Here is a 17,046-nt window from a genome sequence, read left to right on the forward strand (position 1 = left end):
TTAAAGGAGGCCGCCGGTGAGGCCGCCGCCGTCGCTGTCGGGCTCGGGCGTCGACGACGAACTGCTGCCGAGAAGACCGGTGTCGGTGGTGCCGGTGTCGAGGCCGGGGCCGAAGGCGCCCGACGGGTCGACCGTGGAAAGCGAGCCGGTCAGGCCGCCCGCGGTGTCGGTGACGCCACCCGTTGCCACCGACGTGGTGTCGGTGACCGCGCCCGTCGCCGCACCTGTTGTGTCGACAACCCCGCCGGTCGCGGCGCTTGTCGTGTCGGCGATGCCGCCCGATGCCGCTTCGGTCGTGTCGTAAAGCGGGGCCGTCGGGGCGCTTGGGGTGTCGAAGCCGCTGGTCACGCCGCCGAGCGTGTCGCCAGCGGTGGTGCCGACGCCGGTGACGGTGTTGAACGGTTCGCCGGTGCCGGTCACGTCGGCGCTCGGGAGGCCGCTCGTCGCGCCGGTGACCGTGCCGAGGCCGGTTTCCAAACCGCTGCCGAGCTGGTCGGTGAGGCCCGTGCCCGGGTAGGGCTCGCCGGGGGCGATGCCCTGGGTTGCGCCGCCGAGGGTGGTCGCGAGGCCGTCGGGGCCGGTAAGGGCACCAGTTGCGGTCGGCAGGTCGGTGTTGGTCAGGCCGGTTGTCACACCTGCGAGGGTGCCGGGGATGGCACCTGCTGGGCTCGCGCCCGTGAGGGTGCTTGCTAGGCCATCCGGGCTGGTCAGACCGCCTGTCAAGGTGCTTGCGAGGCCGTCGGGAGCGGTTGCGCCCGAGAGGGTGCCTGCGAGGCCGTCAGCCGGGGTTAGGCCGCCGGTCAGGGGGTTTGTCACGCCGTCGGGGGTGGTTAGGCCGCCCGTTGCGCCGGAGAGGGTGCTTGCGAGGCCGTCGGCTGGGTCGAAGCCGCCGGTCAGGGCGGTTGCGAGGCCGCTCGGGTTGGCTGGGTCGAGGCCGCCGGTTAGGGCGGTTGCCAAGCCGTCGGCGTCGGCTGGGTTCAGGCCGCCGGTCACGCCGGAAATCGCACCTGCCAGGCCGTCGGCGCTGGTCGGGTCGAGGACGCCGGTCAGGGCACTGGCGAGACCCTCCGGGTCGGCTGGGTTCAGGCCGGTGACGCCAGTCAGTGCGCCTGCCAAGCCGTCCGCGGTGGCCGGGTCAAGGCCGCCGGTGACACCCGAGATCGCGCCTGCCAAGCCGTCGGGGCTCGTCGGGTCGAGGGCGCCGGTTAGTGCGCCCGCCGCGGTGTTCGGGTCGAGGCCCTCGGTGAGGCCGCCGAGGGTGGCGGGGTCAATTGCGCTGGTCAGGGCACCGAAACCGGTTTCGAGGCCGGTTGGGGTGAGGCCGCCGAGCAGCTCGGTGTCCGGGAGTGCGCCCAGGCCGAGGGAGTTCGCTGTCGCCTCGTCGAGCGCGCCGAGTAGTGCGCCCGCGCCCGCTCCTGCCAAGGCCGCTTGACCAGCCGCTGCCGCCGACGTAAGCGGGTTCTGCTCGTCATCGGGCAGGATGCTTTCCACGGTCGACGGGTCGAGGCTGGTGAAGAGGCCATCCGAATCCCCGTGCAGGACATCGGAAGCCGCGTTGACGCCTTCGCCGATGAGGTCCATCTTGGCCATCTCGACCGCCCAGGCGGCGTCGGCGGCCGCGTTGGCGAGGTCAGCTGCGGGTTCGAGGGGGGTGTCGTCGAACGGGCTGGTGACGGCGGCCTGCGCGGTGTCGATCGTGTCGCCGATGGTGTCCCAGGTTGGGCCTTCGACTGCCCACGCGGCGTCGAGGGTGTCGCCCGCGGCGTCGCCGATGGGGCCGAGGGGGCCGTCGCTGAGGTCGGGGACGATGCCCGTTGCGTCGGGGATGCCGCCGGTCAGGTCCGGGACGATGCCCGTTGCATCCGGGAGACCGCCGGTCAGGTCCGGGACGATGCCCGTTGCATCCGGAAGACCGCCGGTCAGGTCCGGGACGATGCCCGTTGCGTCGGGCAGGTCGCCCGTCAGATCCGGGACGATGCCCGTTGCATCCGGGATGCCGCCGGTCAGATCTGGGACGATGTCCGTTGCATCCGGAAGCCCGCCGGTCAGGTCCGGGACGATGCCCGTTGCATCCGGGAGACCGCCGGTCAGATCTGGGACGATGCCCGTTGCATCCGGGATTCCGCCGGTCAGGTCAGGGACGATGCCCGTTGCGTCGGGGAGGTCCGGGGTGAGGCCGGTGATCGGGTCGGTGATGTCGCTGAAGTCGACGGGGGTCGGCATCAGTGGGTCGCCGTGGAGGACGTCGGAGACGGCTTCGACGCCCGTACCCATGAGGTCCATCTTCGCGGTCTCGACCGCCCAACCGGCGTCCACGACGTCTCCGATGAGGTCGCCTGCGGGGTCGAGTGGGGTGCCTTCGAGGGGGCTGGTCACCGCGTCGGTTGCGGAGTCGAGGCCGGCGCCGATGGTGTCCCAGGTGGGATCCTGGATCGCCCAGGTGGAGTCGACCGCGTCGCCGAGGGTGTCGCCGACTGCGCCGAGGGGGCTGCCGGTGAGGTCGGGAAGGGCGCCGCCGACGTCCGGCAGGCCGCCACCCAGGTCGGGGAGCGCGCCGCCGACATCCGGCAAGCCGCCCAGATCGGGAAGCACACCGCCGACATCCGGCAGGCCACCGTCTAGGTCGGGAAGCACACCGCCCACATCCGGGAGGCCACCGCCCAGATCCGGGAATGCACCGCCGACGTCCGGTAGACCACCATCCAGATCAGGAAGAACGCCGCCGACGTCCGGCAGTCCGCCACCCAGGTCGGGGAGGGCGCCGCCGACGTCGGGCAGGCCGCCACCCAGATCGGGAAGGGCGCCGCCCACATCCGGGAGGCCGCCATCCAGATCGGGCAGGACACCGCCAACGTCCGGCAGGCCGCCATCTAGGTCGGGAAGCACGCCGCCCACATCCGGCAGGCCGCCATCGAGGTCGGGAAGCACGCCGCCCACATCCGGCAGGCCACCGTCCAGGTCAGGAAGCACGCCGCCCACATCCGGTAGGCCACCGCCCAGATCCGGGAGTGCACCGCCGACGTCCGGCAGACCGCCGCCCAGGTCGGGAAGCACGCCGCCCACATCCGGCAGACCGCCGCCCAGATCGGGAAGCACGCCGCCCACATCCGGCAAGCCGCCGCCGAGGTCCGGGAGGGCGCCTACGCCCGGCAGGCCGCCGGCGAGTAGGTCGCCAAGGCTGCCGGACGGGTCGACTACCGGGAGGCCGGGGCCGAAGATGTCGCCGATGCCCTGGGTCCAGTCGGCCACGTCTTCGATGTTGACGCCGTTGAGGGAGTCTTGGACCTGGACGCCGAGGACGTTGATGTCGTCGAAGGTGGAGTCGTTGATCAGGCCGCCGTTGAGGATGCCGCCCAGGTCGTCGACGTTGCCGCCGATGCCCGTGATGTCGTTGAGGGTGTTGTCATCGAGGATCCCGCCGTCGACAACGTCGTTGAGGACCTGCGTGCCGTCGAGCAGGCCGCCGTCGACGACGTCGTTGAGGATCGGGGACTCGTCGATCGCCGCACCGATGCCGTTGGCGGTGATGTCGTTGAGGGTCGTGCCGTCCAGGATGCCGCCGTCGACCACATCGTTGAGGACCTGCGACTCATCAATCGCCGCACCGATCCCGCTTGTCGTGATGTCTTCGAAGGTGGTGCCGTCGAGAATGCCACCGTCGACCACGTCGTTGAGGATCGGGGACTCGTCAATCGCCGCACCGATGCCGTTGGCGGTGATGTCGTTGAGCGTGGTGCCGTCCAGGATGCCGCCATTCACGACGCCGCCCAGGTCGTCGACGTTGCCGCCGATGCCGGTGATGTCGTTGACGGTGTTGCCATCGAGGATGCCGCCATCGACAACATCGTTGAGGATCGGCGACTCGTCAATCGCGGCACCGATGCCATTCGTGGTGATGTCCTCGAACGCCGCGCCACCGAGCAAGCCACTCGCCACGCCACCGTCGACCGCGTCGCTGAGGACGTCGCCATCGACAACGTCGCTGAGGATTCCACCATCCACCGCGTCGTTGAGAATCTGCGACTCATCAATCGCCGCACCAATTCCGTTCGTGGTGATGTCGTTGAACGTGGTGCCGTCCAGGATGCCGCCATCGACAACGTCGCTGAGGATTCCGCCATCGACCGCGTCGTTCAGGATCGGGGACTCGTCAATCGCCGCACCGATTCCATTCGCCGTAATGTCCTCGAACGCTGCCCCGCCGAGCAGGCCACTCGCCACGCCACCGTCGACAACATCGTCGAGGATTCCGCCATCGACCACATCGTTGAGGACCTGCGACTCGTCGATCGCCGCGCCAATCCCATTCGTGGTGATGTCCTCGAACACCGCGCCACCGAGCAGCCCGCTCGCCACTCCCCCATCGACCGTGTCGTTCAGGAAATCGCCGTTGACGACGCCGCCCAAATCGTCGACATTTCCGCCGATGCCGGTGATGTCGTTGAGCGTGTTCCCGTTGGCAAGGCCGCCCGCGACGCCGGCGACACCACCGTCGACCACGTCGTTCAGCACCGACGACTCGTCGATCGCCGCGCCGATTCCGTTCGTCGTAATGTCCTCGAATACCGCCCCGCCGAGCAGCCCGGATGCGACGCCACCGTCGACCGCGTCGGCGATGCCGGTAATCCCACCGTCGACCGCGTCGTTGAGGATGGGCGACTCGTCGATCGCCGCGCCGATTCCGCTGGTCGTGATGTCTTCGAAGGTGTTGCTATCGAAGATGTCGCCGGCGCCGGCCAGTCCGCCAGCGACTCCCGTCACGCCGCCGTCGACCGCGTCGTTGAGGATCGGGGACTCGTCGATCGCGGCGCCGATCCCGTTGGCGGTGATGTCTTCGAACGTCGCGCCGTCGAGGAGGCCGCCCGCGATGCCGGTCACCGCGGCCCCGTTGCCGATGTCGGCGGCACCGAGGATGCCGCCGTCGAACACATCGTTGAGCACCTGCGACTCGTCGATCGCCGCGCCGATTCCGTTAGTCGTGATGTCTTCGAAGTCGCCGCTGAAGATGCCGCCCGCGACCCCGGTCACGTCACCGCCGCCGAGCACGCCAGCGATGTCGCCGGTGTTGGTCACGTCGCCGACAACACCGTTCAGGATCGGCGATTCGTCGATGGCCGCGCCGATTCCGTTGGCGGTGATGTCGTTGATGTCGACCGCGTCCGGGCCGATGAAGTCGCCCGCGACACCGGTGAAGTCGTTGAGCGACTCGTCGACCTGGCCGCCGATTCCTTGGATCTGCACGTCCTGCCACGCGCTCGCCACGCCGTTAGCGAGGCCACCGAACTCGTTGAGCGAGTCCTCGACTTGGCCGCCGATTCCCTGAATGTTGACGTCGTTCCAGTTGTCGGCAATCCCACCGAAGTTATCGCCGATTCCGTTGATGTCAGTCAGGCCAGCGCCAAAAATGTTGTTCCCGCTGCCCAAGTTGATGTCGCCCATGTCAGTCACATCCCCAATGCCAGAAAGATCTAGGTCACCTACCACCCCGGTCACGTCGCCAACTGCTCCGACGATGCCGGTCACATCACCCGTAATGCCGCCGGTGAAGTCGCCCGCGATCCCAGTCAGGTCGCCTGCAACACCGGTCACACCACCCGCGATCCCTGTGACGTCGCCGCCGACGTCGCCGATCGTGCCCGTGAAATCTCCAAAATCGACCACATCGCCAACCGAGCCGATGAAGTCCCCACCGATGCCGGTGAGATCGGCGACGAAGCCGGTGGCGTCGCCGCCGAAGCCTGTGATGTCGCCGAAAGTTCCTGTGACGTCGCCGAATACGGCCGTCGGGTCGAGGTCGGCGAACACGCCGGTCACGTCGCCGACGGATCCGCCGATGGCGGTAAGCGAGGTCGCGACGTCGCCGGTCACGCCTGCGAAAGAGGCAACCAGGTCGCCGCCGATGCCGGTGAACGCCGCGGTTGTGTCTCCTGCGATGCCGGTGAAGTCACCCGCGATTCCGCTCACGTTGGTGGTGACGCCGCTGATCATGTTCGACCAATCGCCTGACACGTCAACAAGGTCAGCGAGCGCGCCGCTGCCGAAGCCAGTGACGTCGCCGACGCCGCCGGTCACGTTCGCGATCATCGCTGACCAATCGCCGCTCACGCCCGACACCCCGCTGAGGACATCGCCGCCGAAACCGGTGAACACGCCGCTCAGCTCGCCGACGTCGCCGATCATGTTCGACCAATCGCCGAACACCCCGGTGATGTCGCTGAAGTCGCTGCCGATGCCGGTGATGTCGCCGATGAGCGCGCCCGGGTCGCCAGCACCGCCGCCGCCACCGCCGTTGCCGGAGAGGATGTCGCCGACGATGTCGTTGTCGTTGATGGAACTAGTCATGTCACCCACCGTGTTCGTCAGGTCACCGGCGATGCCGGTCACGTCGTTGAGTGCGGTCAGGTCGCCGAGAGTGGCGGTCGGGTCGCCGGAGAGGATGTCGCCGACGGTTGCGGTCGGGTCGCCTGCGATGCCGGTTAGGTTGCCGACTGTGGCGGTTGGGTCGCCGGAGAGCACGTCGCCGATCGCGCCGACGCCGGTCAGGTCGCCTGCGACGCCGGTCAGGTCGCCTGCCACGCCAGTCAGGTCGCCGACTGTGGCGGTTGGGTCGCCGGAGAATACGTCGCCGATCGCGCCAACGCCGGTTAGGTCGCCAACGTCGGCGAGGTCGCCTGTTACGTCGCCGATCGTCGCGGCCGGATCGCCTGCGATGCCGGTCAGGTTGCCGACGTCCGTCAGGTCGCCCGAGAGGACATCGCCAACGGCGCCGACGCCGGTCAAATCGCCTGCCACGCCAGTCAGGTCGCCGACTGCTGCCGTTGGGTCGCCGGAGAGCACGTCGCCGACCGCGCCGACGCCAGTTAGGTCGCCAACGTCGGCGAGGTCGCCGGTCACGTCGCCGATCGTCGCTGTCGGGTCGCCGACGCCGGTCAAGTCGCCCGCGACGCCCGTCAGGTTGCCGACGTCCGTCAGGTCGCCCGAGAGGACATCGCCGACGGCACCGATGCCGGTCAAGTCGCCCGCGATGCCGGTGAAGTCGATGCCGGTCACGTCGCCAGCCACACCGGTCGCGTCGCTGAGAATGTCGCCGTTGACGACGCCCCCGGCAATGCCGGTCAGGTTGCCAACATCGGTGAAGTCGCCGGACAGGACGTCGGTGACGTCGACCAGGTCGCCCGTCACGTCGCCGACGCCGGTGAGGTCGCCCGCGACGCCGGTCAGGTCGCCGACAGTCGCGGTCGGATCGCCCGCGATACCCGTCAGGTTGCCAACATCCGTGAAGTCGCCGGACAGGACGTCGCCGACCGCGCCGACGCCGGTCAAATCACCCAGGTCCGCGAGATCGCCGGTGACGTCGCCGATCGCACCGATGCCCGTCAGATCACCTGCGACGCCGGTCAAGTTGCCAACATCGGTGACGTCGCCGACGCCGGTCAGATCGTTGAGGAACTCGCCATTCGCGACACCACCCGCGATGCCCGTCAGGTTGCCGACGTCGGTCAGGTCGCCGGTGCCGGTGATATCACCGGTCAGGTCGTTAAGGGTGTCGCCATTGACGACGCCGCCCGCAATGCCGGTCACGTCACCGATCGACGCAGCCGGATCAACATCGCCCGCAACACCGGTCAGATCGTTGAGGAACTCGCCATTCGCGACACCACCCGCGATGCCGGTGAGATTGCCGACGTCGGTCAGGTCGCCGCCCGTCAGATCGCCTGCGATGCCGGTGACGTCGCCGGCGATGCCCGAGATGTCGCCGGTCAGGGCGTCGCCCGCGATACCCGTCACGTCGCCGATTCCGCCGACGCCAGTGAGGTCGCCTGCCACGTCGTTGAGGGTGTCACCGGTGTCACCGTTGACGAGGCCGCCCGCGATGCCGGTGAGGTCGCCGCCGGTCACGTCGCCCGCGATGCCGGTGAGGTCGACGCCGCTCACGTCGCCAGCGACACCGGTCGCGTCGCTGAGAATGTCGCCGTTGACGACACCCCCAGCAATGCCGGTCAGGTTGCCGACATCGGTCACGTCGCCATTGACCAGACCCGCGACCACACCGCCATCGACCAGATCGCCCGTCACATCACCGACCGTGCCGATGCCGGTCAGGTCGCCAACATCGGTGATGTCGCCGTTCACCAAACCACCGGTGAGGTCGCCCGCGATGCCGGTCAGGTTGCCGACATCCGTGAGGTCGCCGACGATGCCGCCGTCAACGAGATCGCCGGTCACGTCGCCGACCGTGCCGTCGATGAGGTCGCCGGTAACGCCGCCGTCAATGACATCGCTAATCGCGCCAACCCCAGTCAGGTCGCCCGCGACGCCAGCCACGTCACCGACCGTGCCGTCAACCAGGTCACCGGTGACGTCCCCATTCACCAAGCCACCCGTGAGATCGCCCGCGATGCCGGTGATGTCGCCATTCACCAGGCCTGCGACGATCCCTCCGTCGATCAGGTCGCCGGTCACGTCACCGACGGTGCCGTCGATCAGATCGCCTGTCACGTCCCCATTTACGAGGCCACCGGTCAGATCTCCCGCTACGCCAGTGATGTCGCCGCTAGTCACGTCACCCGCGATGCCCGTCACATCGCCGACGGTCCCGCCGTCGACCAGGTCACCCGTCACGTCGCCGATCGCGCCGATGCCGGTCAGGTCATTCAACGTGTCCCCGTTGACGATGCCGCCCGCGACGCCGGTGATATCTCCGTCGATCAGGTCGCCAACACCCGTGATGTCGCCGGCCGAATCGACCAAATCGCCGGTGATTCCGCTCAACACGTCGCCGCCAACTAGGTCGCCCGCGATGCCGGTTACGTCTCCGACCGACCCGTCGATCAGGTCACCAGTCACGTTCCCGACATTGGTCAGGTCGCCAGTCACATCGCCGACCGTGCCGTCGATGAGGTCGCCAGTCACATCGCCGACCGTGCCGTCAATGAGGTCGCCGGTCACATCACCCGCGATGCCCGCGATGCCGCCGTCGATCAGGTCACCCGTCACGTCGCCGCCGACCAGGTCGCCGACAGTCGCGGTCGGGTCGCCGGAGAGAACGTCGCCGACGACGCCGCTCACGTTCCCAACATCGGTGATGTCGCCGATCGCGCCGATCCCCGTGATGCCGGTCACGTCGCCGACCGTCCCGTCGATCAGATCGCCAGTCACGTTCCCGACATTGGTCAGGTCGCCAGCGATGCCAGTCAGGTTGCCGACATCCGTGAGGTCGCCAACGACGCCGCCGTCAACGAGATCGCCGGTCACGTCGCCCACCGTGCCGTCGATTAGGTCGCCGGTCACGTTCCCGACGTTGGTGAGGTCGCCGGTGTTGATGCCGGTCACGTCGCCCGCAATGCCCGCGACATCACCAATCACGTTGCCGCTCAACGCATCTCCCGCAATGCCGGTCAGGTCGCCGACGGTGCCGATATCGGTGATACCAGCAACAACGTCGCCACCGACCCCGGTCAGATCGCCTGCGATACCGCTGACATCGCCGTCAATGAGATCGCCAGTGATGTCGCCACCGACCACATCGCCCGCGATGCCGGTGAGGTTGCCAACGTCGGTGAGATCGCCGACGTCAATGCCGGTCACATCGCCAACCACGTCGCCTGCGACACCAGTCAGATCGCCGCCGACCAGATCGCCCGCCACACCGGTCACGTTCCCAACGTCGGTCAGATCGCCAACTCCGGTCAGGTCACCCGCAACTCCGGTCAGGTCACCCGCGACACCAGTCAGGTTGCCCACATCGGTGAGGTCGCCGACGTCGACGCCAGTCACGTCGCCAACTAGGTCGCCCGCTACACCTGTCACGTTCCCGACATCGGTGAGATCGCCGACCCCGGTCAAATCGCCCGCAACTCCGGTCACGTCACCGACAACGTCGCCCGCGACGCCCGTCAGATCGACCAGGTCGGTGACATCGCCAGCGACACCCGTGAGGTCGCCGATGCCGCTCACGTCGCCGACAACACCGGACAGATCTCCCGCGACGCCGGCCAGGTCGACCACGTCCGTCACGTCGCCCGCGATGCCCGTCAGGTTCCCGACATCGGTGAGGTCGCCAACTCCGGTCAAGTCACCCGCGACGCCCGTCACGTCACCGACAACATCGCCCGCGACACCCGTCAGGTTGCCAACGTCGGTGATGTCGCCGACCGAGCCGAGGTCGCCGCCGATGATGTCGCCAATTGTGTTGCCGCCAAGCACATCTCCCGCGAGCACGTCGCCAACTTCACCGGTCAGCGCGTTAATGTCGTCGACGGTGTTGCCGCTGAGGATGTCGCCGACGGCTGCGGTTGGGTCGCCCGCGATACCAGTCACGTTGCCGATACCGCCATCAACAAGATCGCCGGTGACGTCGCCAACCGAGCCAACGTTCGTCAGATCGCCGACCACATCGCCAGCGACTCCGGTCAGGTCGCCAACCGAACCCACGTCGGTGAGGTCGCCAACAACACCACCCGCGACGCCAGTCACGTCACCGACCGAGCCAATGCCGGTGACGTCACCGACGGCGTCTCCGGCAATGCCGGTCAGATCGCCCGCGATTCCAGCGATTCCGCCATCAACGAGGTCGCCGGTCACGTCGCCAATCGAACCGATGCCAGTGAGGTCACCAACCGCGTCGCCAGCGACACCGGTCAGGTCGCCGACCGAGCCGACGTCGGTCACGTCACCGACAATGCCCGCGACACCACCGTCGATCAGGTCCCCGGTGACGTCACCGATCGAACCAACGTTGGTCACGTCGCCGACCGTGCCGTCGACCAGATCGCCGGTCACATCGCCAATCGTGTTCCCGCCCAACAGGTCTCCCGCGACACCAGTCACGTCACCGATCGAGCCGACATCCGTCACGTCGCCCACGATTCCCGCGACTCCGCCGTCGACGAGGTCACCGGTTACGTCGCCGATCGATCCAATGCCGGTCAGGTCGCCAATCGAGCCAACGTCGGTCACGTCCCCAACGATCCCGGCGACCCCGCCGTCGACCAGATCGCCCGTCACATCACCGACAACACCTGCGACGCCACCGTCGACCAAGTCGCCGGTCACATCACCAATCGTGTTCCCACCCAACAAGTCTCCCGCGACACCAGCGACATCTCCGATCGAACCGATGCCGGTCAAGTTGCCAACGTCGGTGACGTCCCCGACGATCCCGGCGACACCGCCGTCGATCAAATCGCCAGTCACGTCGCCGACAACGCCCGCGATCCCGCCGTCGACGAGGTCACCGGTCACATCTCCGATCGAACCAATGTCGGTCAGGTTGCCAACGTCGCCCACGATCCCCGCGATCCCGCCGTCGACCAGATCGCCGGTTACGTCACCGACGGAGCCAATGCCGGTCACATCGCCCACGATCCCCGCGACGCCACCGTCGACGAGGTCGCCAGTTACATCTCCGATCGAACCAATGTCGGTCAGGTTGCCAACGTCGGTCACATCGCCCACGATTCCCGCGACTCCGCCGTCAACCAGATCGCCGGTCACATCACCGACGACGCCCGCGATCCCACCGTCGACCAGATCGCCGGTTACGTCACCGACGGAGCCAACGCCGGTCACATCGCCCACGATCCCCGCGACGCCGCCGTCGATGAGGTCGCCAGTCACATCTCCGATCGAACCAATGTCGGTCAGGTTGCCAACGTCGGTCACATCGCCCACGATCCCCGCGACGCCACCGTCGACGAGGTCGCCGGTCACATCACCAATCGTGTTGCCGCCCAACAGGTCTCCTGCAACACCGGTTACGTCGCCGATCGAGCCGATGCCGTCGATTAGGTCGCCGGTGATATCGCCGACCGTGAAGCCGCTCAGGATGTCGCCGACGGAACCGAGGTCGCCGCCGACGAGGTCGCCCGCGATGCCCGTCAGGTCGACATCGCCAAGCACGTCGCCAATCGAGCCGATGCCGGTCAGGTCGCCCGCGATGCCGGTCAGGTCGCCCGTGTCGATTCCGTCGCTCAGCACGTCACCAATCGAGCCGATCGCGTCGCCGCCGATGAGGTTGCCGACGTCGGTGAGGTCGCCGGTGTCAACGAGGTCGCCGATGCCGGTCACATCGCCACCGACCAGGTCACCCGCGGTGTTGGTCAGGTTGCCCACGTCGGTGATGTCACCGATCGAGCCGATACCGGTCAGGTCGCCGACCGAGCCCAAATCGCCTGCGACACCGGTGAGATCGCCCGCAATGCCAGTCAAGTTGCCGACATCGGTCAGATCACCGGTGTCAATAACGTCACCGATGCCGGTCACATCACCAACGACACCGCTCAGGTTGCCGACATCGGTCAGATCACCGGTGTCAATAACGTCACCGATGCCGGTCACGTCGCCGCCGACCAGATCGCCCGCGGTGTTGGTCAAGTTGCCCACGTCGGTCAGGTCACCGATCGAGCCCAGGTCTCCGCCAACCACATCGCCCGCGATGCCAGTCAAGTTGCCGACATCGGTCAGGTCGCCCGTGTCAATCACGTCACCGATGCCGGTCACGTCACCAACCACACCGCTCAGGTTGCCTACGTCGGTGAGGTCGCCGATCGAGCCAACATCGCCCGCCACGCCCGTGAGGTCGCCAACCGCGTTGGTCAGGTCGCCGCCAACCACATCTCCCGCGATGCCAGTCAAGTTGCCCACGTCGGTCAGGTCGCCCGTGTCAATCACGTCACCGATGCCGGTCACGTCGCCGATGGAGCCGAGGTCGCCCGCAACGCCGGTGACGTCGCCGACGGTGTTCGTCAGGTCGCCGCCGATGTCGCCCGCGATGCCGGTCAGGTTGCCAACGTTCGACAGGTCGCCGGTGTCGATCAGGTCGCCGGTCACGTTGCCGATGTCGGTGAGGTCGCCGATGGAGCCGAGGTCTCCGACGGTGTTCGTCAGGTCGCCGACCAGGTCGCCGCCGACCACGTCGCCCGCGATGCCCGTGATGTCGCTGACCGAGCCGAGATCGCCCGCGACGCCGGTCACGTCACCGACGGTGCCGATGGCCCCGCCGTCGATCAAGTCGCCCGTCACGTCGCCGATCGAACCGAGATCGCCCGCGACGCCGGTCACGTCACCTACGGTGCCGAGAATCCCGCCGTCGATGACGTCTCCCACGCCGGTCACGTCGCCAACCGAGCCGACCACGTCGCCCGCGACGCCAGTCACGTCACCCACGACGTCCCCGTCGATCAGGTCCCCCGTCACGTTGCCGACATCGGTGAGGTCGCCGATGCCGGTGACGTCGCCAACCGAGCCGAGGACGTCGCCGCCGGTCACGTCGCCGATCGAACCGAGGTCGCCCGCGACGCCGGTCACGTCGCCGAGGACGTCGCCGACCGTGCCGATGTTGGTGATGTCGCCGAGCACGTCACCGTCGATGACGTCGCTGATGGAGCCGATGTCACCGGTCGCGAGGTCGCCCGCGATGCCGGTGAGGTCGCCGACTACGGTGCCGATGCCGGTCAGGTCGCCCGCGATGCCGGTGATGTCACCAAAAGCGTTGCCGCTGAACAATTCTCCCGCTAGCGCCGAGATGTCGCCGAGGTTGGCGATGTCGCTGACGTCGCCGACCTCGATCAGGCCGCCGGCGATCCCGGTGAGCGCGCCGATCGCGCCGATGCCGGTGAGCGCGCCGCCGACGCCGGTCAGGTCGCCGGTGACGTTGCTGATGTCGCCGGTGTCGACCACATCGCCGATGCCGGTCACGTCGCTGATCGACCCGATTTCCTGGGTGATGCCGCCCGCGACGCCCGTCACGTCGTCGGCGACGCCACTCACGTTGCCGATATTGGCGACGACATCGCCGAGCTCGCCGGTGAAAGCTTCAAAAGCGTTGCCGCTGAGCACATCTCCCGCGACGCTGCCGATGTCGCCCGCATTGTCGACGACGTCGCTGACGGAACCGACAGTGTTGGTGAGGTCGCCAGCGACGCCGGTTACGTCCCCGACGCTCTGCGTCAGATCGCCAGCCACGCCGCTCACGTCACCTGCGACGCCAGTCAGATCGCCCGCGACACCGGTCACGTTGCTCAGCACGTCGCCGACATTGCCGACGGAGTTGGTGAGGTCGCCCGCGACACCGCTCACGTCGCCCGCAACGCCACTCACGTCACCAGCAACGCCGGTCAGATCGCCAGCTACGCCAGTCACGTCGCCAACCACGTCGCTGACATTGCCGACGCTGTTGGTTAGGTCGCCCGCAACGCCGGTCACGTCGCCGGCGATCCCGGTGAAGTCCCCGACCGAGTTCGTGAGGTCACCTGCGACACCGCTGAGGTCACCCGCGACTCCGGTCACGTCACCCGCGACGCCAGTCACGTTGCTCAGCACGTCACCGACGCTGCCGACTGTGCCGGTGAGGTCACCGGCGACACCAGTCACGTCACCAACGGAGTTCGTGAGATCGCCTGCGACGCCGGTCAAATCACCAACCGAACCAACGGTCTGAGTGAGATCGCCAGCGACTCCGGTCACGTCCCCGACCGAGTTCGTCAGGTCGCCTGCGACACCCGTCACGTCGCTGAGCACATCACCGGCGTTGCCGACGGAGTTGGTGAGGTCACCAGCGACGCCAGTCACGTCACCGACCACATCTCCCACGTTCCCAACGCTGTTGGTGAGATCCCCGGCCACGCCAGTCACGTCACCAGCGACGCCGCTAACATCGCCGACCGAGTTCGTCAGATCACCGGCGACTCCAGTCACGTCGCTGAGGACGTCGCCCACGTTCCCGACATTGTTGGTCAGATCGCCCGCAACACCCGTGAGGTCACCGGCAACGCCCGTCACGTCGCTAATCGAGCCAACGGTCTGGGTCAGGTCGCCCGCGACTCCGGTTAGGTCGCCGATGGTCGGGTCGCCCACCACGTCACCGACGTTGCCCACATTGTTGGTCAGGTCCCCGGCCACACCGGTCAGACCACCCGCAACGCCCGTCACGTCACCGGCGACACCCGTGAGGTCACCAGCAACGCCGCTAACGTCGCCGATCGAGTTGGTCAGGTCGCCGGCAACGCCACTGACATCACCCGCGATGCCAGTCAGGTCGCCAACCGAGCCGACGGTCTGGGTCAGGTCGCCCGCGACCCCGGTCACGTCACCCGCGACACCCGTTAGGTCGCCCGCAACGCCGCTCACGTCACCGGCAACGCCAGTCACGTCGCTCAGCACGTCACCGACACTTCCGACGGTATTGGTCAGATCACCGGCAACACCGGTCACGTCGCCCACGGAGTTCGTGAGATCGCCCGCAACGCCGCTCACATCGCCCGCGACACCGGTCACGTTGCTCAGTACGTCGCCGACGCTGCCGACTGTGTTGGTCAGGTCGCCAGCAACACCGGTTACGTCGCCCGCCACACCGGTCAGGTCGCCGACGCTGTTGGTCACGTCGCCAGCAACGCCACTGACATCGCCCGCGACGCCCGTCACGTCGCTCAGCACGTCACCGACGCCGCCGACCGTATTCGTGAGGTCACCCGCGACCCCAGTCACGTCACCAACGGAGTTCGTGAGATCGCCCGCAACGCCGCTCACATCACCCGCAACGCCGGTCAGATCGCCCGCGACCCCAGTCACATCGCTGATCGAACCAACCGTATTCGTAAGGTCCCCAAGGGAATTCGTTATATCGCCAACCGAACCGACCGTCTGCGTGAGATCGCCCGCGACCCCAGTCACGTCACCCGCGACGCCCGTTACGTTGCTCAGCACATCGCCGACACTTCCGACCGTATTCGTAAGGTCGCCCGCAACGCCGGTCACGTCACCGACGCTCTGCGTCAGGTCCCCAGCGACACCACTCACGTCACCCGCGACACCAGTCAGGTCTCCCGCGACGCCCGTTACGTTGCTCAGCACGTCGCCAACGTTGCCCACACTGTTGGTCAGATCGCCCGCGACCCCAGTCACATCGCTGATCGAACCAACCGTCTGGGTCAGATCGCCCGCGACACCGGTCACGTCGCCGAGGGAGTTCGTCAGGTCGCCGACCGAGCCAACGGTCTGCGTGAGGTCACCTGCTACCCCGGTCACGTCGCCGACGCTCTGCGTCAGGTCACCGGCAACGCCCGTGATGTCACCAACCGAGCCCACCGTGTTCGTCAGATCGCCCGCGACACCAGTGACGTTGCTTGCGAGGTCGCCAGCGACGCCCGTCACGTCACCGACCGATCCGACCGTATTCGTAAGGTCCCCCGCGATGCCGGAGATGTCGCCGACGGTCTGCGTGAGGTCACCGGCCACACCCGTCACGTCGCCGATGTTGCCGAGCTCGTTGGTCAGGTCGCCCGCGATCCCGGTGACGTCGCCAATCCCGCTAACCGCGTTGGTGAGGTCGCCGCCGACGCCGGTCGCGTCGTTCAACACATCGCCGACCGTGCCAACATTGCTGGTCAGATCACCGATCGTGTTGGTGAAGTCGCCGACCGAGTAGGCCACGTTGCCGACCTCATTGGTCAGGTCACCCGCGACGCCAGTTACGTCACCGAGGTTGCCGACGGTCTGCGTGAGGTCACCCGCCACACCGGTCACGTCGCTGATCGAGCCGACGGTCTGGGTGAGGTCGCCAGCAACGCCGCTCACGTCGCCGACCGAACCGATTACGTCACCCGCGATGCCAGTCACGTCGCCGACGGACCCGACCGCCCCGCTCACATCACCGACGACGTCGCTGATGTTGCCGATGTTGTTGGTCAGGTCGCCAGCAACGCCGGTCACGTCGCTGATCGAACCAACCGTTCCGGTGAGGTCGCCCGCAACGCCGGTCAGGTCACCGGCGACGCCGCTCACATCGCCAACGCTGTTGGTGAGGTCGCCAGCGACACCCGTCAAGTCACCACCGACATCGGTAATGTCGCCGATCGAGCCGACTGTGTTGGTCAGGTCGCCCGCGACACCGGTCAGGTCACCGGCGACCCCGGTCACGTCGCTGATCGAGCCGACGGTCTGGGTGAGGTCGCCAGCGACACCGCTCACGTCGCCGACCGACCCGACCAGATCGCCAGCGACACCTGTCACGTCGCCGACCGAACCGACCGTATTCGTAAGGTCGCC

At 67.5% G+C, this 17,046-nt stretch carries 1 protein-coding gene (only partly in view); it reads right to left on the bottom strand.

The window, feature by feature from the left end; translation table 11 throughout:
• Window positions 1-17,046, bottom strand: partial view of a hypothetical protein gene (locus tag IEX78_RS12695; protein WP_188829100.1) — the 3' portion only. The gene runs 13,497 nt beyond the window's last position; 17,046 of the gene's 30,543 nt are visible here — the last part of the coding sequence; its start codon lies beyond the right edge, outside the window — the gene reads right to left on this strand; it ends in the stop codon at window positions 1-3.

Source organism: Nocardia camponoti (assembly GCF_014646135.1).
GTDB classification, from domain to species: domain Bacteria; phylum Actinomycetota; class Actinomycetes; order Mycobacteriales; family Mycobacteriaceae; genus Nocardia; species Nocardia camponoti.